At 64.8% G+C, this 18272-nt stretch carries 17 protein-coding genes and 1 pseudogene (1 of these 18 cut by a window edge); 9 read left to right on the top strand and 9 right to left on the bottom strand.

Annotation, left to right across the window (positions count from 1 at the left end):
- Window positions 1-3 precede the first annotated feature (3 nt).
- The 8 genes and pseudogenes from JHW40_RS18000 to JHW40_RS17965 form a co-directional block, all read right to left on the bottom strand.
- Window positions 4-509: pseudogene (locus tag JHW40_RS18000) on the bottom strand (IS5 family transposase); the annotation flags it as partial.
- 57 nt (window positions 510-566) lie between these two features.
- Window positions 567-695, bottom strand: a complete 129-nt coding sequence (locus JHW40_RS17995; RefSeq protein WP_244519363.1) for a YgjP-like metallopeptidase domain-containing protein — start codon at window positions 693-695, stop codon at window positions 567-569.
- 224 nt (window positions 696-919) lie between these two features.
- The gene (locus JHW40_RS17990; RefSeq protein WP_090617129.1) at window positions 920-2209 is read right to left on the bottom strand and encodes a pyruvate dehydrogenase complex dihydrolipoamide acetyltransferase; all 1290 of its coding nucleotides are present in this window, start codon (window positions 2207-2209) and stop codon (window positions 920-922) included.
- Between the two features lie 12 nt (window positions 2210-2221).
- Window positions 2222-3589 (bottom strand): pyruvate dehydrogenase complex E1 component subunit beta, encoded by a 1368-nt coding sequence (locus JHW40_RS17985; RefSeq protein WP_090617127.1) that lies wholly within the window; start codon window positions 3587-3589, stop codon window positions 2222-2224.
- A 14-nt stretch (window positions 3590-3603) separates the two neighbouring features.
- On the bottom strand, window positions 3604-4638 hold the full coding sequence (pdhA, locus tag JHW40_RS17980; protein ID WP_090617125.1) for a pyruvate dehydrogenase (acetyl-transferring) E1 component subunit alpha: 1035 nt from the start codon (window positions 4636-4638) through the stop codon (window positions 3604-3606).
- Between the two features lie 109 nt (window positions 4639-4747).
- A complete protein-coding gene (locus tag JHW40_RS17975) occupies window positions 4748-5041 on the bottom strand; it encodes an FtsB family cell division protein (protein ID WP_090617123.1) in 294 nt (97 codons plus the stop codon).
- Window positions 5042-5108: 67 nt separating this feature from the next.
- The gene (gene rlmJ, locus JHW40_RS17970) at window positions 5109-5888 is read right to left on the bottom strand and encodes a 23S rRNA (adenine(2030)-N(6))-methyltransferase RlmJ (protein WP_090617121.1); all 780 of its coding nucleotides are present in this window, start codon (window positions 5886-5888) and stop codon (window positions 5109-5111) included.
- A 415-nt stretch (window positions 5889-6303) separates the two neighbouring features.
- Window positions 6304-6528 (bottom strand): DUF1127 domain-containing protein, encoded by a 225-nt coding sequence (locus JHW40_RS17965; RefSeq protein WP_244519362.1) that lies wholly within the window; start codon window positions 6526-6528, stop codon window positions 6304-6306.
- Window positions 6529-6862: 334 nt separating this feature from the next.
- On the opposite strand from JHW40_RS17965, the gene JHW40_RS17960 reads away from it, so the two are divergent.
- The 9 genes from JHW40_RS17960 (at window position 6863) to murD (ending at window position 17704) form a co-directional block, all read left to right on the top strand.
- Window positions 6863-7954 carry an Mrp/NBP35 family ATP-binding protein gene (locus JHW40_RS17960; protein WP_090617138.1) on the top strand — a complete coding sequence of 364 codons (1092 nt, stop codon included), beginning with the start codon at window positions 6863-6865 and terminating at the stop codon, window positions 7952-7954.
- 555 nt (window positions 7955-8509) lie between these two features.
- Window positions 8510-9094, top strand: coding sequence for a division/cell wall cluster transcriptional repressor MraZ (locus JHW40_RS17955; RefSeq protein ID WP_272849011.1), 585 nt, complete (start codon window positions 8510-8512; stop codon window positions 9092-9094).
- A gap of 3 nt (window positions 9095-9097) precedes the next feature.
- The gene (gene rsmH, locus JHW40_RS17950; RefSeq protein WP_090617116.1) at window positions 9098-10066 is read left to right on the top strand and encodes a 16S rRNA (cytosine(1402)-N(4))-methyltransferase RsmH; all 969 of its coding nucleotides are present in this window, start codon (window positions 9098-9100) and stop codon (window positions 10064-10066) included.
- Complete coding sequence (gene ftsL, locus JHW40_RS17945; RefSeq protein WP_244519361.1) at window positions 10066-10407, top strand: cell division protein FtsL; 342 nt, start codon at window positions 10066-10068, stop codon at window positions 10405-10407. The genes rsmH and ftsL overlap by 1 nt, the downstream gene beginning before the upstream one ends.
- On the top strand, window positions 10404-12233 hold the full coding sequence (locus JHW40_RS17940) for a peptidoglycan D,D-transpeptidase FtsI family protein (RefSeq protein ID WP_090617112.1): 1830 nt from the start codon (window positions 10404-10406) through the stop codon (window positions 12231-12233). Before ftsL ends, JHW40_RS17940 begins: the two co-directional genes overlap by 4 nt.
- 11 nt (window positions 12234-12244) lie before the next feature.
- The gene (locus JHW40_RS17935) at window positions 12245-13729 is read left to right on the top strand and encodes a UDP-N-acetylmuramoyl-L-alanyl-D-glutamate--2,6-diaminopimelate ligase (protein WP_419182477.1); all 1485 of its coding nucleotides are present in this window, start codon (window positions 12245-12247) and stop codon (window positions 13727-13729) included.
- Window positions 13726-15102, top strand: a complete 1377-nt coding sequence (locus JHW40_RS17930; RefSeq protein ID WP_090617108.1) for a UDP-N-acetylmuramoyl-tripeptide--D-alanyl-D-alanine ligase — start codon at window positions 13726-13728, stop codon at window positions 15100-15102. Before JHW40_RS17935 ends, JHW40_RS17930 begins: the two co-directional genes overlap by 4 nt.
- 29 nt (window positions 15103-15131) lie before the next feature.
- Window positions 15132-16214: a phospho-N-acetylmuramoyl-pentapeptide-transferase gene (gene mraY / locus JHW40_RS17925; RefSeq protein WP_090617105.1), complete on the top strand. Its 1083-nt coding sequence runs from the start codon at window positions 15132-15134 to the stop codon at window positions 16212-16214.
- 89 nt (window positions 16215-16303) lie between these two features.
- Window positions 16304-17704: a UDP-N-acetylmuramoyl-L-alanine--D-glutamate ligase gene (gene murD, locus JHW40_RS17920; RefSeq protein WP_090617103.1), complete on the top strand. Its 1401-nt coding sequence runs from the start codon at window positions 16304-16306 to the stop codon at window positions 17702-17704.
- A gap of 75 nt (window positions 17705-17779) precedes the next feature.
- Here the strand turns inward: murD and JHW40_RS17915 are convergent, their stop codons facing one another.
- Window positions 17780-18272, bottom strand: the 3' portion of a protein-coding gene (locus JHW40_RS17915; RefSeq protein WP_090617101.1) for an enoyl-CoA hydratase. Its footprint extends 293 nt past the window's final position; the window shows 493 of its 786 coding nt (coding positions 294-786); its start codon lies beyond the right edge, outside the window; its stop codon occupies window positions 17780-17782.

The raw sequence follows: 18272 nt of genomic DNA, 5'->3' as shown, positions 1-18272 counted from the left end.
GTTACGCTTGGCTGGCGGCAGATGGCGCAGCAACACGAGGGCACCCCGACTGTCGGCCATCTGGCCAGGAGAAAGGAAGAAGTCCAAAGGGCGCCCCTTGCCATCGCTGAGCATGTGCAGCTTAGAGTTAAGGCCGCCCTTCGTGCGCCCGATCGCCCTCGGACGATCCCTTTTTTTCGCAGGCTTGCTGCGGTGCGGTGCACTTTCAGGAAGGTGCTGTCGATCATCAGCGTGTCGCCATGGCTGCCGGGTTGCGCCAGTTCCTGAAATATGCGTGCGTAGATGCCCATTCGAGACCAGCGGGCAAACCGGTTGTACAGGGTCTTGTAGGGACCGTAGACCGAGGGTGCATCTTGCCATCGCAGCCCATACCGCTTGACGTAGATGATCCCGCTCAGCACCTTGCAGTCGTCCGATCGCGCGCGACCTCGCACCTTGGGAAAGAACGGTTGAAGCCGCCGCATCTGTTGTGCGCTCAGCCAGAAATATCGCTCGTCTCGGTTGATCATGACCACCGTGAATCACTCAACCAGCTGGCCTGCAACAGAAACTTATAGGGATGGAGCCTAACCTGAATCCTGTTGTCGGCCTGCCTGATCGTCACGTTGTTTCCAGTCAGGGGGATGCTGCTCAACCGTTATCCGGAATTTGGCAGAATGGTCCGGATGATGGCCGTGGGCAGGTTCATGGATCACGACATGCCGGGTGATGGTGCGAGCAGTTCTGATGTGAGAGAGGTTGTCCTGCGAGGGCTCAGAAGAAAGAAACCGGGCACTGAAGCCAATCGCAGGGTCACTCGTTCTGTCTTGCCGCCAGCGCAATCGCGTTGTCGAAAGAGTGCCGGCGCAGATCGGGTTCCAGCCCTTCGCCGGCAAGGGGGCCAAACGGCCCCCTTTGTGTCGCGTCACTGGTTGTCGAGTCAGGCCAGCATGCCCATCGGGTTTTCCAGATGGTTGACGATGGCCTGCAGCAGTTGTGCGCCGAGGGCGCCGTCGATGACGCGGTGATCGACCGAGAGGGTCATCGACATGACGTTGCGGATGACCACCTCGTCGCCCTCGACCACCGGGGTCTTGACGCCCGCACCGACGGCAAGGATCGCGCCGTGGGGCGGGTTGATGACGGCATCGAAGTTCTCGATCCCGAACATGCCCAGGTTGGAAATCGCGAAGCTGCCGCCCTGATATTCGTGGGGGGCCAGTTTCTTGGTCTTGGCGCGGCTGGCCAGGTCCTTCATCTCGGCGGACAGCGCCGACAGGGTCTTTTGCTGCGCGTCCTTCAGCACCGGGGTGAACAGGCCGCCTTCGATTGCGACGGCCACCGCCACGTCCGACGGTTTCAGCTTGAGGATCCGGTCGCCGGCCCAGACGGCATTGGCGTCCGGCACCTCTTGCAGGGCCAATGCGCAGGCCTTGATGATGAAGTCGTTGACCGACAGTTTCACACCGCGCGCTTCAAGCTGCTTGTTCAGCATGGCGCGGAACTTCATCAGCTCGTCCAACTTTGCGGACCGGCGCAGGTAGAAATGCGGAATGGTCTGCTTGGCCTCGGACAGCCGCGCGGCAATGGTGCGGCGCATGCCGTCCAGCGCGACCTCTTCGGTGTCGCGGTCGGCATACATCTTGAGGATGGCTTCCGCCGATGGGCCGGTGGGGGCTGCGGCTGCGGGGGCGGCCTTTGGGGTGTCAGCCGCCGCGGCGGGTCTGGCCGCGCCGGGCGTCGCGCCTTCGACATCGGCCTTGACGATCCGGCCGCGCGGGCCGGTGCCGGTGATGGCGGCAAGGTCGATGCCCTTTTCCGCTGCGATGCGACGGGCGAGGGGTGAGGCGAAGATGCGTCCGCCATCGGCCGATTTCGCAGCCGAAGGGGCCGGGGTGGCGGCTGCGGCGGGGGCTTCGGCCTTCGGGGCTTCTGCCTTGGCTTCGGCTTTGGGCGCGGGCGCGCTGCCGATATCGTCGGCGCTTTCGCCTTCCTCCAGCAGCACGGCGATGGGCGTGTTCACCTTCACACCCGCCGTGCCCTCATCGACAAGGATCTTGCCGATCTTGCCTTCGTCCACGGCCTCGAATTCCATCGTGGCCTTGTCGGTCTCGATCTCGGCGAGGATGTCGCCGGATTTGACCTCGTCGCCTTCCTTGACCAGCCATTTGGCCAGCGTGCCTTCCTCCATCGTGGGGGAGAGCGCGGGCATCAGGATTTCTGTCGGCATAACGCTTGCTCCTTAACGATAGGTGACTTTCTTCACCGCCTCGACCACCTCGGCGGCGGTGATCAGCGCGTGCTTTTCAAGATTGGCGGCATAGGGCATGGGAACGTCCTTGCCGGTGCAGTTGATCACCGGTGCGTCGAGGTAATCGAACGCGTTTTCCATGATATGGGCCGACAGGTGGTTGCCGATCGAGGCGACCGGGAAACCTTCCTCGACCGTCACCGCGCGGTTGGTCTTTTTCACCGATTCGATGATGGTGGCGTAATCGATGGGGCGCAGGGTGCGCAGGTCGATCACCTCGGCCTCGATCCCGTCCTCGGCCAGCTTGTCGGCGGCTTCCAGCGAATGGGCCATGCCGATGCCGAAGCTGATGATGGTCACATCCTTGCCGGAACGCGCGATGCGGGCCTTGCCGAAGGGGATGGTGAAGTCCTCAAGCTCTGGCACCTCGAAAGAGCGGCCATAGAGGATCTCGTTTTCAAGGAAGATCACCGGGTTCGGATCGCGGATCGCCTGTTTCAGCAGGCCCTTCGCGTCGGCTGCGGTATAGGGCATCACCACCTTCAGGCCGGGGATCTGGGCATACCATGCCGCATAATCCTGGCTGTGCTGTGCGCCCACGCGGGCGGCGGCGCCGTTCGGGCCACGGAAGACGATCGGGCAGCCCATCTGGCCGCCGGACATATAGAGTGTCTTGGCAGCCGAGTTGATGATGTGGTCAATCGCCTGCATGGCGAAGTTGAAGGTCATGAATTCGACGATGGGGCGCAGCCCGGCCAGAGCCGCGCCGGTGCCGATACCGGCAAAGCCGATTTCGCTGATCGGCGTGTCCACCACGCGACGGGGGCCATATTTGTCCAGCAAACCCTGCGAAATCTTGTAGGCGCCCTGATATTCGCCGACTTCCTCGCCCATCAGGAAAACGGTGTCGTCGCGGCCCATTTCTTCGTCCATGGCTTCGCGCAATGCCTCGCGCACGGTCATGGTCTTCATGCTGGTGCCTTCGGGCCAGTCGGGGCTGCGGTCGGGTTCGGGCGTCTTCACCTCTTCCACGGCAGAGGCGGCGGGGGCTTCGGCTTTCGCCTCGGCCGGGGTTGCGGCGGCGGGTGCGGGGGCCTTGATGTCGTCGGCGCTTTCGCCTTCCTCGACCAGCACGGCGATGGGGGTGTTGACCTTGACGCCCTGCGTGCCTTCCTCGATCAGGATCTTGCCGAGGATGCCCTCATCCACCGCCTCGAATTCCATCGTGGCTTTGTCGGTCTCGATCTCGGCGATGATGTCGCCGGATTTGACCGCATCGCCTTCCTTCTTCAGCCATTTCGCCAGCGTGCCTTCCTCCATGGTCGGCGACAGGGCGGGCATCAGGATTTCGGTTGCCATAATGTCACCCTCCCTCAGGCGTGTTCTTCGGCGCTGCCCTGCGGCAGGTCAGCGGCATAGATATCGGTCCACAGCTCATCCAGTGCCGGTTCCGGGCTTTCCTTGGCGAATTCGGCCGAATCGTTGACGATATCCTTGATGTCCTTGTCGATGGCCTTCAGGTCGTCCTCGGTCGCGTGCTTGCCTTGCAGCAGCAGTTCGCGCACATGCTCGATGGCGTCGCGTTCGTCGCGCATCTTCTGGACCTCTTCGCGGGTGCGGTATTTCGCCGGATCCGACATGGAATGGCCGCGATAGCGATAGGTCATCACTTCGAGGATATAGGGCCCCTTGCCCGCGCGGCAGTGGGCGACGGCCTTTTCACCGGCAGCCTTGACCGCCAGCACATCCATGCCATCGACCTGTTCGCCGGGGATGCCGAAGGCCTCGCCCCGACCATAGAGCGTGTTCGATCGGGTCGAACGCTTCATCGAGGTGCCCATGGCATATTGGTTGTTTTCAATGACGAAAATCACCGGCAGATCCCAGATGACGGCCATGTTATAGGTCTCATAGACCTGACCCTGGTTCGCCGCGCCGTCACCGAAATAGGTGAAGGTCACATTGTCATTGCCCAGATACTTGTCGGCCAGTGCCAGCCCGGCACCCAGCGGCACCTGAGCGGCAACGATACCGTGCCCGCCATAAAAATGCTTTTCGCGGCTGAACATGTGCATGCTGCCGCCCTTGCCCTTGGAATAGCCACCCTCGCGCCCGGTCAACTCGGCCATGACGCCGCGCGCCTCCATGCCGCAGGCCAGCATATGGCCGTGGTCGCGATACGAGGTGATGCGCTTGTCGCCTTCCTTGGCGCAGGCTTCCAGCCCGACGACGACGGCCTCTTGTCCGATATAGAGGTGACAGAAGCCACCGATCAGACCCATGCCATACAATTGGCCGGCCTTTTCCTCGAATCGGCGGATCAGCAGCATGTCGCGATAGTATTGGAGCAACTCGTCCTTGGATGTGTTGGACGGCGCCTCCTTGCCGGCGGCGGGTTTCCTGGCCATGCGGGCATTCCTCCTCGGTGTGGCTCGGGATAGTTCAGCGTTAAACTATCCCTAGCGCATCAAAATGCGGGGTGCAATCCGCCTGTTTCCAGACCTGTAAAGATGCCTTTCAGCGCAGGATCACCTCGTCCGAGCGGATCATGCCCAGCACCTCGCGCACGCGTTCGTCCAGCAAATCAAGGTCCAGAAAGTCGTCGGACAGGCGGCGGGTCAGGTTGCGCATCTGATCGACCTCGGTTTTCAGCCGGTCGCGCTCGGCCTCCAGTTCGGTGATCTCGGATTCGATCTGCACCCGCCGCAGGATCCCTGAAGGGCCCTGCACGGCGGCAAAGGCGAAATAAAGGCCCAGAAAGAAGGTCACCCCGAACAGGATCAGGGAGCCGATGGAGAAGCGCTGCGTCATGGGTCTGCCCGTTTTTTCGCGATCATGCCACAGGGCGCGGGGCAGGGGAATCCCGGAAAGCCCGCGATCAGGCGCGGTCGCGGAACAATGCCTGAAGCCGCGCGGCCTCGTCCTGCAAGCCCCAGGGCGCATTGTGGATGAACATGCCCGAACCGATCATCGAATGGCCGGGCCGGGCGGCGGGAAAGGTCACCTCGGACAGCAGCGCGTCGGGATGGGCGTCCTGCAAGGCGGCGATCATCGGCTGGTGGCGGCCATCGGTCAGGATCGGATACCACAGCGCGATCACGCCGACATTCCATTTGCGCGCGATCTTTTCGATGAAGCGCGGCAGGTTGGCGTAATCGGCCTTGATCTCGAAACTGGGATCGATCAGCAGCATCCCCCGGCGCGGCGTGGGCGGGCAGACCGCCTGCGCCATCTGGAACCCATCCTGATGATGCAGCGTGGCAAAGGGCAGATTCGCCGCCAGCGCCGCATGTTCGGCGGGGTGCAGTTCGGCCAGATGTATCGCGTCGCCGGGGCGTTGGAAATGCGCGGCGATCAGCGGCGAGCCGGGATAGGCGTCGGTCCCATGCGTCGCCCGCACCGCATCAAGCGCCCGCATCAGCGGATGGTCGGCAGGCAGCCAGCCCTCATCCTCGGCCCGGGCAATGCCTGCCGCCGCCTCTCCGGTCTTGCGCGATTCGGCGCTGTTCAGGCGATAGAGCCCGCGACCGGCATGGGTTTCCAGATAGCTGAGGGGCTTGTCCTTGCGGGTCAGGTAATCCAGCGCCGCCGCCAGCAGCGCGTGCTTGTGCAGATCGGCAAGGTTTCCGGCGTGATAGGCGTGCTGATAGCTGAGCATGACCCATGCCATAGCCCCACGTCGGGCAAAGCGGAAGCACGAAATTCAGGGGGCTGAAATGAAGAAGCGGCGGCACCCAGGGAGGAGGAGGGGTGCCGCCGCACAACGCTGGCCCAGGGAGGAGGAGGGGCCGCGTATGGGGCGCGGTAACGACCAGGGAGGAGGAGGGTCCTTACCGCTTGTAACTGCCCCGGGGAGGAGGAGAGGGGCGTTACATCCGTTTGCCGCAGATAGGGCGGCTATTTTTTGCGGCGACCTCTGGGAGGAGGAGCGAGGCCGCCGCTGGCGAACCGGACCCGAGGGAGGAGGAGTGGGTGCTGTTCGTGTTCTTTGGGCGACACCCTCGGGGAGGAGGAGAGAGGGTGTCGCCGGTTCCAGCCCCTGGGAGGAGGAGGGGGGCGGGAATTCGAATTCCTTAGTTGGAACCCCAGGCGGCTTCGCGTGCCAGACCGGGGATCATCGACCGGCTGATGCCGAGGTCTTGAAGATCACGCGCGGTCAGGGCATTCAGTTCGCGGACCGTCTGACGATAGACAGCGCGGCGAGCCCGGTTTTCCTGCATGCGCTGAATCGCGCTCAGCAGACGGCCAGCAAGGCCGGTTTCGGCGGCGGCAGCATTTGCTTGGGCGATGACAGCCATTTCCGTATCCTTTCACATCTCATCTTCGCACCGTTCCCGGATGGCCCGGTGCTGTGAGAACAAGATGGCCCTTTTGCTGCGAATGCACAACGATTGTTTCAGTAATGCTGCCATGCAGCAATCGCATGACTGGTGCTGACCTATACACCTGTTTGTTACTGAAATCTTAACAGAAAATTATGCTATATTTTCCGATAGCGGTAACGAAACGATGCGGAATCGCTTGTTTTTGAAGGTGTTTCGAAAGCACTGCGGCAGGCCGCCGCAGGGGGTGGTTGTGGCCCCTTGCGCTATGCTTCATGCTGTGGGCGACATAAGCAGCAAGGCCAATGACATGACTGTGACACGCGAAGTTGTCCTAGGGGAAATATCCGGATTCACCCTGCCGGACGGCCGAAGCCTTGGAGAGGCGGATCTGGTGCGGGCCCTGACCGTCGATGGTGGCACGGTGCGATTCGTGCTGGAGGTCGCCGATGCCGCCGCCGCCCGCGCCATCGCCCCGGTCGAGGAAGAGGTCCGTCGCCGCCTGCTGGAACTGCCCGGTATAGAAAAGGTGCAGATCGTGACCACCGCCGCAGCCGGGGCCGCGCCGGCGCGAAGCTCGGGCGGGCAGGGGCAGGCGCCTTCGCTGAAACTGGGCGGCCATCCGACCGCGCAGGCCGGGCCGCAGCCGATTCCCGGCGTCAGGCACATCATCGCCGTCGGTTCGGGCAAGGGCGGGGTGGGCAAATCCACCGTCACCTCTAATCTGGCGGTGTCGCTGGCGCGGGCCGGGCTGAAGGTCGGTTTGCTGGACGCCGATATATATGGCCCCTCGCAGCCGCAGATGATGGGCGTGTCAGAGCGCCCGGCCAGCCCGGACGGGCAGCGGATCGAGCCATTGCATGCCCACGGCGTGACCATGATGTCGATCGGGCTGATGCTGAAACCGGGCGAGGCCGTCGTCTGGCGCGGGCCGATGCTGATGGGCGCGATGCAGCAATTGCTGCAACAGGTGATGTGGGGAGAGCTGGACATCCTGCTGATCGACCTGCCGCCCGGCACCGGAGATGTGCAGCTGAGCCTGTGCCAGAAGGCGGCGGTCACAGGGGCGATCATCGTTTCGACCCCGCAGGATGTGGCGCTGCTGGATGCGCGCCGGGCCATCGACATGTTCGTCAAGCTGAAGACGCCGGTTCTGGGCATGGTCGAGAACATGTCCGTCTATGTCTGTCCCAATTGCGGGCACGAGGCGCATCTGTTCGGGCATGGCGGCGTGCGGGCCGAGGCCGAGGCGCTGGGTGTGCCGCTGCTGGCCGAGATCCCGCTGCAACTGGAGGTCCGGCTGGCCGCCGATTCGGGGCGTCCGATCGCGCTGGACGACGGTATCGTCGCCGATGCCTATGCCGATCTGGCCCGCAAGCTGGTCGGGATGGGAATCGTCTGACGGGGCCCGCGGGCCGTCATCCGGGAATGAATGGGAAAGCTGGGAAAGCGCGCCACCACGGCGCGTTTTTTCATCTCGGCTTCGTGATTCGCCGTGATTCGCTGGGTCCAATCCGTGAACATGTGGTTAGCGCCCGCAGGCTAGGCGCGACAAATGGCGGAAAGTCGCTTTCGCATGGGATTTTATGCCACAGTCCCGTATGTCTATATATTGTGTGTAATTGATATAAAATTACCAAAAATTGCGCTTATCTGGTTTTCCGGGCATTGTTTTCCCGAATATTGAACCGAACGGATCAGCGGCAAAGACTGTCCGTCGCGAACAATACCGTTGCTTCCCTGAAATTCCCATGTCACAACGGAATCACGAAAGCGGGCAGTGCAAGGGGCGACAAGACCCCGGCGAAGGCGAAGCAGGCTTCATACAGGCACCCGTTTTCCAATATCGACCCGGCCGCGCGTGCGAGCAGCACCTCCCCCAGGTGGCGCGCGAAGGCAACGGGCAACCCCGCAAAGTCGGGGCCCAGTCATGGGAACGAGGGCGGCGGATCGGGCAGTGGCAGCGGCCCGATCCGCCTTTTCTTTTTCGGGCGGGCGGAAAAGACAGGACAGTGAGGGCGGGCGCAAGGTGGCGCGGAAATTCAGAGGCACCGAAACCGTCAAGGTCGATGGCAAGGGTCGCATGTCGATCCCTGCACGGCTGCGTCGTGTTTTCGACGCCGGCGATCCCGGCCTCACCTCGGCCAATACCGGGCGCACCCAGCTTGTTGCCGTCTATGGCCCCGACTGGTGGAACTGGATCGAACTTTACACCATCGAAGCCATCGAAGAGATCGACGAACAGATTGACCGCCTGACCCGCGGCAGCCAGGAACGGCGCTGGCTGGAACTGCTGATGAACGGCCAGTCCACCGATCTGGAGATCGACCGCGAAGGCCGTCTGGTCCTGCCGCAGAAGCTGCGCGAAAAGCTGGGCTTTTCCGAGGGCGCCGAGACGATCTTCGAATCGCGTGGCGACTATATTCAGGTCTATCACCCCGACACGCGCCCGAAGGACGTTCAGGCGCTGGAGGATTTCGCGGCCCAGCATGGCCCCGATTTCGACCCCCGCGCCTTCTTGCAGCAGACGGACGAGGGTTAGCACATGGCCGATCCGCATATCCCCGTCCTGCTGAAGCCGCTTCTCAGGGCGGTCGAACCCGTCTCGGGCCTGTGGGTGGATGGCACTTTCGGCGCAGGCGGTTATGCGCGCGGGCTGTTGCAGGCGGGCGCGGCGCAGGTGATCGGCATTGACCGCGACCCCGCCGTGTTCGGCATGGCCGCCGGTTGGGCCGGGGAATATGGCGACCGGCTGCGGCTGGTCGCGGGCACGTTTTCCGAACTGGACGAGTTGGCCGGTCAGCCCGTCGATGGCGTGGTGCTGGATCTGGGCGTCAGCTCGATGCAGCTGGATCAGGCCGAGCGCGGGTTTTCCTTTCTGCGCGACGGGCCGCTGGACATGCGGATGGGGCAGGTGGGACCATCCGCCGCCGATCTGCTGAACACGGCGGATGAGGCGCTGATCGCCGATGTGCTGTATCACTATGGCGAGGAACGCGCCTCGCGCCGGATTGCGCGGGCCATCGTGGCGGCGCGGCCCTTGCAGCGGACGGCGGAACTGGCGGAACTGGTGGCCTCTTGCCTGCCGCGCCCCAAGCCGGGGCAGAGCCATCCGGCGACCCGCAGCTTTCAGGCCATCCGCATCTGGGTGAATGACGAATTCCGGCAACTGGTCGAGGGGCTGGCCGCCGCCGAACGGGCGCTGAAACCCGGCGGCAGGCTGGCGGTGGTCAGCTTTCATTCGCTGGAGGACCGGATCGTCAAGCGTTTCATGCAGGCGCGGTCCAACAGCGCCGGTGGCGGCAGTCGCTATGCGCCCGAAACGGTGCAGACGCCCGCCGCCTTCACGCTGCCCTTCCGCCGCGCCGTGGGTGCCGATGATGCGGAACTGGCGGGCAATCCGCGCGCGCGCTCGGCCTTGCTGCGGGTGGCGATCCGCACCGACGCGCCCGCCGCCTCGGCCGATGAGGCGATGCTGGCCATGCCACGCCTGCCGGGAAAGGAGTCCAGCTGATGCGCACATTGATCTGGCTGGGTTGCATCCTGACGGTGATGGGTCTGGCCTTCTGGGCCTATCGCGAGAATTACCGCACGCAGGCCGCGATCAGCGAAATGTCGCAGATCCGCCGGGAAATCGCGTTGATGCGCGACGATCTGGGCGTGCTGAGGGCCGAATGGGCCTATCTGAACCGCCCGACGCGGCTGCGCGAGCTGGTGGACCTGAATTTCGACCGCCTGCAACTGATCCCGATGCGGGCCGGCCAGTCCGTTGAACTGGACAATATTGATTATCCTGCCCCGCCGCCCCCGCCCGAGGCAGACGACCAATCCGATTCCGAGGAGCAACAGCCATGATCCGCACCCCTTTGCGCCCGCTGGCCCGCATCCTTCGTGCCCGCGAGCGCGGCGAGAACCCCGACGATATCGAGGCCGAGAACCGCCGGCTGCGTCACGAACGCATTCAGGCCCGCGCGCAGCGCCGGTCGGAAATGCGCGTGGTGCTGATGGCAAGCTGCTTCATTCTGGCCTTTGCGACGGTAGGCGTGCGCATGGGGGTCATGGCCTCGTCCGATCCCAGCGAGCCGCGCTCTCAGGTGTCCAGCGCGCAGATCATGTCGCAACGTGCCGACATCACCGACCGTGAGGGGCGGGTGCTGGCGACCAATCTGCTGACCCATTCGGTCTATGCCCATCCGCATCAGATGGTCGATCCCATCGGCGCCGCGCAGGGGCTGGCGCGCATCTTTGACGATCTGGATCAGGAACGGTTGATCCGCGAATTCACCGGCGACCGCAAATTCCTGTGGATCAAGCGCAAGATCAGCCCCGAACAGATGCAGGCCGTCCATGATCTGGGCGAGCCGGGCCTGCTGTTCGGCCCGCGAGAGATGCGCATCTATCCCAACGGCCATGTCGCCAGCCATATCCTTGGCGGCTCGGGCTTTGGCAACGAAGGCGTCAACAGCGCCGAGGTGGTCGGCGTCGCGGGCGTCGAAAAGGCGTTCGACGGCTGGCTGCGCGATCCCGCGAATGAAGGCGCGCCGCTGGCCCTGTCGATCGACCTTGCCGCGCAATCGGCGATGGAAGAGGTTCTGGCCTCGGGCATGAAGCTGATGAACGCCAAGGGCGCCGGCGCCGTGCTGATGGAAATCAGGACGGGCGAGATCGTGGCGATGACCAGCCTGCCCGATTTCGACCCCAACGACCGGCCCCGGCCATTGCTGACCGGCGATGCCTCGGACAGCCCGCTGTTCAACCGGATCGTGCAGGGGCAATACGAGCTGGGCTCGACCTTCAAGATCTTCCCGGTGGCGCAGGCGCTGGATCTGGGGCTGATCAACCCCAACAGCGGCATCAACACCTCCAGCCCGATGCGGATCGGCAAATACCGCATCAACGATTTCTCGAATTACGGGCCGCAGCTGTCGGCCACCGACGTGATCGTGAAATCCTCGAACGTGGGGACGGTGCGGATCGCGCAGATGATCGGGGTCGAGCGGCAGAAGGCCTTTCTCGAGGATCTGGGCTTCTTCGATCCGACCGAGATCGAGATGGTCGAGGCCCCCACCGGCAAGCCGCTGGTTCCGCGGCGCTGGCCCGCGGTGACATCGGCGACGGTGTCCTTTGGTCACGGTCTTGCCGCCAGCCCGCTGCATCTGGCCGCCGCCTATGCCACCATCGCCAATGGCGGCAGGAAGGTGACGCCGACGCTGGTGCATGGCCGCCAGCGCCCCGAGGGCGAACAGGTCCTGTCCACCAGCGCCGCCAACATGGCCGTCAGCATGTTGCGTCAGGTGGTCACGCGCGGCACCGGCCGCACCGCCGAGATCGAGGGCTTCGAGATCGCGGGCAAGACCGGCACCGCCGACAAGCCGCGACCCAGCGGCGGCTATTACCGTGATCGCAACGTGGCGACCTTTGCCTCGGTCTTTCCGGCCAGCAATCCGCAATATGTCATGATCGTCACCATGGACGAGCCTTCGGTGCAGGGTCTGTCGGGCGAAAGCCGGACGGCGGGCGCCACCGCCGTGCCCGTCGCCGCCGAATTGCTGCGCCGTCTTGCGCCGCTGATCGGGCTGGAACCCAAGGTTGACGAAATTCTGCCGACGATCACGCCGCGCTTTCAGCCTCGTGTTGAACCGCCGGCATCGGATGAGATAAAGCTCGTCGCAAATCAATGACGGGTGGCATGGTGAGGCAAGGCGCAAAAAAGCTGTCGCAGCTGGGATTGCGGGCAAGGGACGGGCGCGACCCCGATATCACCGGCCTGGCGCTGGACAGCCGCAGCGTCCGGCCCGGCCATCTGTTCGCCGCGTTGCCGGGATCGGCCATGCACGGGGCCGAGTTCATCCCCTATGCCCTGCGGATGGAGGCCGGGGCCATCCTGACCGACCGCGCCGGTGTCGAGATGGCGGCAGATGCGCTGTCGGGCTGGGACGGCGCGCTGATCGTGGCCGAGGACCCGCGCGCCGCGCTGGCGGGCGCCGCCGCCCTGTGGTTCGAGGCCCAGCCCGAACATGTGGTCGCCATCACCGGCACGTCGGGCAAGACCTCGGTCGCCAGCTTTACCCGCCAGATCTGGCAGGCGCTGGGGCACAAGGCGATCAGTCTGGGCACGATGGGGGTCGAGGGCGATTTCCACGCCCCGCTGGCCCATACCACGCCCGATCCGCTGACCCTGCACCGCATCCTGTCCGATGCCGTCGAGGCGGGCGTGACCCATGCCGCGATGGAGGCCTCCAGCCACGGTCTGGATCAGCGCCGTCTGGACGGGGTGCGCGTCGATGCCGCCGCCTTCACCAATTTCAGCCAGGATCATCTGGATTACCACGCGGGCTTTGACGAATATTTCGCCGCCAAGGCGCTGCTGTTCACCCGTATTCTGGAAGAGGGCGCCGGGGCCGTCATCAATATCGACAGCGAGCGTGGCCGCCAGATGGCCGGGATCGCGGGCGAACGTGGTGCGGCGCTGACCACCATCGGCAACGGACCCGAGGCCGACCTGCGGATTCTGGGCCAGCGTTACGACGCGACCGGGCAGGATCTGCGGTTTTCCTGCGACGGGCAGGCGCATCTGGTGCGGCTGCCGCTGATTGGCGGCTTTCAGGCCGAAAACGTGCTGGCGTCAGCGGGGCTGGCTATGGCGGCGGGCGATCCGCGCGATCGGGTCCTGTCGGTGCTGCCGCAGTTGCAGACCGTTCGCGGCCGGATGCAGCTGGTCGCGCAGCGCGAAAACGGCGCGGCGGTTTTCGTCGATTACGCCCACAAACCCGGCGCGCTGATCGCCGCCCTGCAATCGCTGCGCCCGCATGTGATGGGCCGGATCATCGTCGTTTTCGGTGCGGGCGGCGACCGCGACCGGGGCAAGCGGCCGCTGATGGGGCAGGCCGCGCGCGACTTTGCCGATGTGGTGATGGTCACCGACGACAATCCCCGCAGCGAAGACCCCGCCGCCATCCGCGCGCAGATCATGGCCGCAGCCGGTCCCGACGCGACCGAGATCGGCGACCGGGCCGAGGCGATCCTGCGCGGCGTCGATGCGCTGCAACCGGGCGATGCGCTGCTGATCGCGGGCAAGGGGCACGAGACCGGCCAGATCGTCGGGCAGGATGTCTATCCCTTCGACGACGCCGAACAGGCGTCAGTGGCCGTCGCCGCGCTGGATGGCCGGATATGAGCCTGTGGACCGCAGGTGATGCCGCCGCCGCCACGGGTGGGCGGGCGCAGGGCGACTGGGTCGCGGATGGCGTGTCCATCGACACCCGCACGATTCAGCCGGGCGATCTGTTCGTGGCGCTTCAGGCCGCGCGGGATGGTCATGATTTCGTGGCGCAGGCGCTGGAAAAGGGCGCGGCCGCCGCGCTGGTCAACCGCATCCCCGAAGGCGTGGCCCATGACGCGCCGCTGCTGATCGTGCCGGATGTGCTGCGCGGGCTGGAAGATCTGGGCCGCGCAGGCCGCGCCCGGACGCAGGCGAAGGTGGTCGCCATCACCGGCTCGGTCGGCAAGACCTCGACCAAGGACATGGCGCGGGTGGCACTGACCGGGCAGGGCCGCATCCACGCCGCCGAGGCCAGCTATAACAACCATTGGGGTGTGCCGCTGACGCTGGCACGGATGCCCCGCCACACCGATTTCGCCATCGTCGAGATCGGCATGAGCCATCCGGGAGAGATCGCGCCCCTGTCGCGCATGGCCCGCCCGCATGTCGCCCTGATCACCACCGTCGCCGCCGCCCATCTGGAAGCTTTCGGCGCCCTCGACGGCATTGCCCGCGAAAAGGGCGCGATCTTTGACGGCCTGCAACCGGTCGGCAGCGCCATCATCCCCGAGGACCTGCCTGTCACCGGCCTGCTGCGCGACTGCGCCGACAAGGCCGGGGCCATCGTCGTGGGCTTTGGCCGCGACGGCATGGCGCGACTGATCCATGCCCGGCCCGCCGATGGGGTGCTGTCCTGCCGCGCCCGGATCGCGGGAAAGGTGTTCGATTTCACCCTGCGCACCACCGGCACCCATTTCGCGATGAACGCGGTCGGCGTGCTGGCCGCGCTGTCCTCTGCCGGGGCGGATGTGGCCGAGGCCGCCCGCCGCCTGATCGACTGGCACCCCCCCAAAGGGCGTGGCGGAGTCGAGGATATCGCGGGCCTGCGCCTGATCGACGACGCCTTCAACGCCAATCCAACCTCGCTTTCGGCGGGGCTGTCCACGCTGACGGGGCTGACGGGCGGGCGCCGCATCGCTATTCTGGGCGACATGCTGGAACTCGGCCCCGAAGAACTGGCGATGCACCGCGCACTGGCCGACGATCCCGCCATGGCGCAGGTCGATCTGGTCCATGCGGCGGGGCCAAGGATGCAGCACCTCTACGACGCGCTGCCGCCCGAAAAACGCGGGCTCTGGACCGAGACCGCAAGCGAACTTGCCGCGCGCGCGTCCGAACTGGCCGGTCCGGGCGATATCGTTCTGGTCAAGGGCTCGAAATCCTCGCTGATCTCGGTGGTGGTCGAGGCCCTGCGAAAATCCTTTCACATCCCGACACCTTTGAAATGACGGCACGCCTTGATGCGAGGACATGACGAATGCTCTATTGGCTGAGCGGCCTTTCCGAAGGGGGCGACCTCTTCAACCTGTTTCGCTATATCACGTTCCGGGCGGGGGCGGCGTTCTTCACCGCGCTGATCTTCGGCTTCATCTTCGGACGCCCCCTGATCGAGCATCTCAGGCGCAAGCAGAAACGCGGCCAGCCGATTCGCGATGACGGACCCGAGGGGCATTTCGTCAAGGCAGGCACGCCCACGATGGGCGGGCTGCTGATCCTGTCGGCGCTGTTCGTCTCGACCCTGCTCTGGGCGCGACTGGACAACGGCTATATCTGGATCGTGCTGCTGGTGACGGCAGGCTTCGGCGCCATCGGCTTTGCCGACGATTACGCCAAGGTCAGCAAGCACAACACCAAAGGTGTGTCGGGCAAGGTGCGCATGGGGCTGGGACTGGTGCTGGCACTGGTGGCCAGCGCATGGGCGATGTGGCTGCATCCCGCCGGGCTGACCGGACAGCTGGCCCTGCCGGTCTTCAAGGACGCATTGATCAATCTGGGCATCTTCTTCGTCCCCTTCGGCATGATCGTCATCGTCGGCGCGGCGAATGCGGTCAACCTGACGGACGGGCTGGACGGGCTGGCGATCATGCCGGTGATGATCGCGGCGGCGACACTTGGCGCCATCGCCTATACGGTCGGGCGTGTCGATTTCACCAACTATTTGGGCGTCCACCACGTTCCCGGCACGGGCGAGATCTTGGTCTTTGCCGCCGCCCTGATCGGTGGCGGCCTCGGCTTCCTGTGGTATAACGCCCCGCCCGCCGCCGTCTTCATGGGCGATACCGGCTCGCTCGCCCTCGGCGGCGCACTTGGCGCCATCGCCGTCGTCACCAAACACGAGATCGTCCTGGCCATCGTCGGCGGGCTCTTTGTGGTCGAGGCGCTCAGCGTCATCATTCAGGTGCTTTACTTCAAGCGCACCGGCAAGCGCGTCTTCCTGATGGCCCCGATCCACCACCATTTCGAAAAACAGGGCTGGGGAGAGGCGCAGATCGTCATCCGCTTCTGGATCATCGCGCTGATTCTGGCACTCATAGGCCTTGCCACGCTGAAGGTTCGGTGATCCTCATCTTTGGTGCATAAATATCCTCGGGGGGTCCGGGGGGCGAAGCGCCCCCGGCACGGCCCCGGTGCAAGTGAAAGGCTCAGGACATGATCCCGGTTCAGGCTGTCGAAGGTCAGACCATCGCCGTTCTCGGCCTTGGCCGTTCAGGCCGGGCGACGGCAGCCGCTCTGGCGGCGGGTGGCGCGCAGGTCGTCGCATGGGATGACGGCGCCGATACGCGGCAGGCGGCCGAGGCCGAAGGCCTGCGCATCGCCGACCTGACCCGGGACGCGAACTGGCACGGGGTGACCGCGCTGATCACCAGCCCCGGCATTCCGCATCTTTATCCGGCGCCGCATCCGGCGATCCTCAAGGCATGTCAACTGGGGATTCCGGTCGATAATGATATCGGGCTGTTCTTTCGCAGCTATGCCACCGAGGATTGGCAGGGATTCGACCGCACGCCGAAGGTGATCGCGGTCACTGGCTCGAACGGGAAATCGACGGTGACGGCGCTGATCCATCATATCCTGCAAGAGGCCGGCCGTCCCACCCAGATGGGCGGGAATATCGGCACGGGCGTGCTGTCGCTGGAGCCGGCCTGCGACGGAGAGGTCGTGGTGCTGGAGCTGTCCAGCTATCAGACCGATCTGGCCCGGTCGCTGACCCCGGATGTCGCCGTCTTCACCAATCTGTCGCCGGATCATCTGGACCGGCATGGCGGGCAGGGCGGCTATTTCGCGGCCAAGCGGCGGCTGTTTGCGGAAGGCGGGCCGGATCGCGCGGTGATCGGCGTCGATGAGGTCGAGGGGATGTTTCTGGCCGGTCAGATGCAGATGGGGCCTGCCGACGACCGGGTCATCCGGGTGTCGTCGGGGCAAAAGCTGGATCAGGCGGCCTGGTCGGTTTTCGCCCGCAAGGGATATCTGGCCGAATATCGCAAGGGGCGGCAGGCGGGTTCGATCGATCTGCGCGCGATCACCGGATTGCCGGGCGAGCATAACCACCAGAATGCCTGCGCCGCCTATGCGGCCTGCCGCGCGGTGGGGCTGGCCCCGCGTCAGATCGAGGCTGCGTTTCACAGCTTCCCGGGCCTTCCCCATCGCAGCCAGACCGTGGCCGAGATCGGTGGTGTCCGCTATGTCAACGATTCCAAGGCGACCAATGTCGATGCGGCGCTGAAGGCGCTGAACGCCTTTGAGCGCATCCGCTGGATCGCCGGAGGAATGGGTAAGGATGGCGGTATTTCATTGCTTGCCCCGGCATTGGGACGGGTCGCGAAAGCCTATCTGATCGGTCATTCGGCGCGCGATTTTGCGCTGCAACTGGGCGATACGCCCTATGAGATCGCCGAGACGCTGGATCAGGCGGTGGCACATGCCAGTGCCGATGCCGCGTCGGGCGACACCGTTCTGCTGGCACCCGCCGCGGCCAGTTTCGACCAATATCCGAATTTCGAGAAACGCGGCGAGCACTTCATGGAACTGGTCGAGGCGCTTGCGGGGTGACCGTCGGAGGCCGTGCCGGGGGCGCTTCGCCCCCCGGACCCCCCGAGGATATTTGTACACCAAAGATGCCGGGTGTCAGGTCCAGCTGGGCGGACGTTTTTCCAGGAAGGCGGAGATGCCCTCATCCGTATCGGGCAACATGATGTTTTCGCACATGGTCTGGCCGGTCTGGGTATAGGCGTCGGCGAGGCCCTTGCGCAGCTGGTCATAGAAGGCGCGTTTGCCCAGCCGCACCGCTGCGGGAAGTTTGGCGGCGACGGTGCGTGCCAGTTCCATCGTGGTTTCGACAAGCTGGTCAGCAGGGACAATGCGGTTGATCAGGCCCAGTTCCCGGGCGCGGTCGGCTTGGATGAATTCGCCGGTGGTCAGCATCTCGAACGCCGCCTTGGCGGGGATGGCGCGGGTCAGTGCGACCATGGGCGTCGAGCAGAACAGGCCGATATTGACGCCATTGACGCCGAAGCGGGTGCCCTCGGCGGCAATAGCCATGTCGCAGGATGCGACGAGCTGGCAGCCTGCCGCGGTGGCGATGCCCTGAACCTCGGCGATGACCGGCTGGGGCAGGGCG

The organism is Paracoccus alcaliphilus (assembly GCF_028553725.1).
Lineage (GTDB): Bacteria > Pseudomonadota > Alphaproteobacteria > Rhodobacterales > Rhodobacteraceae > Paracoccus > Paracoccus alcaliphilus.
The sequence above is the reverse complement of the archived record's forward strand: the minus strand, read 5'-3'. Positions and strand labels throughout refer to the sequence as shown.

Bases quoted from the DNA above. Each gene is read 5' to 3' on its own strand.
- JHW40_RS17990 (WP_090617129.1), bottom strand. From the start codon at position 2,209: ATGCCGACAGAAATCCTGATGCCCGCGCTCTCCCCCACGATGGAGGAA.
- JHW40_RS17985 (WP_090617127.1), bottom strand. From the start codon at position 3,589: ATGGCAACCGAAATCCTGATGCCCGCCCTGTCGCCGACCATGGAGGAA.
- pdhA (WP_090617125.1), bottom strand. From the start codon at position 4,638: ATGGCCAGGAAACCCGCCGCCGGCAAGGAGGCGCCGTCCAACACATCC.
- JHW40_RS17975 (WP_090617123.1), bottom strand. From the start codon at position 5,041: ATGACGCAGCGCTTCTCCATCGGCTCCCTGATCCTGTTCGGGGTGACC.
- rlmJ (WP_090617121.1), bottom strand. From the start codon at position 5,888: ATGCTCAGCTATCAGCACGCCTATCACGCCGGAAACCTTGCCGATCTG.
- JHW40_RS17965 (WP_244519362.1), bottom strand. From the start codon at position 6,528: ATGGCTGTCATCGCCCAAGCAAATGCTGCCGCCGCCGAAACCGGCCTT.
- JHW40_RS17960 (WP_090617138.1), top strand. From the start codon at position 6,863: ATGACTGTGACACGCGAAGTTGTCCTAGGGGAAATATCCGGATTCACC.
- rsmH (WP_090617116.1), top strand. From the start codon at position 9,098: ATGGCCGATCCGCATATCCCCGTCCTGCTGAAGCCGCTTCTCAGGGCG.
- ftsL (WP_244519361.1), top strand. From the start codon at position 10,066: ATGCGCACATTGATCTGGCTGGGTTGCATCCTGACGGTGATGGGTCTG.
- JHW40_RS17940 (WP_090617112.1), top strand. From the start codon at position 10,404: ATGATCCGCACCCCTTTGCGCCCGCTGGCCCGCATCCTTCGTGCCCGC.
- JHW40_RS17930 (WP_090617108.1), top strand. From the start codon at position 13,726: ATGAGCCTGTGGACCGCAGGTGATGCCGCCGCCGCCACGGGTGGGCGG.
- mraY (WP_090617105.1), top strand. From the start codon at position 15,132: ATGCTCTATTGGCTGAGCGGCCTTTCCGAAGGGGGCGACCTCTTCAAC.
- murD (WP_090617103.1), top strand. From the start codon at position 16,304: ATGATCCCGGTTCAGGCTGTCGAAGGTCAGACCATCGCCGTTCTCGGC.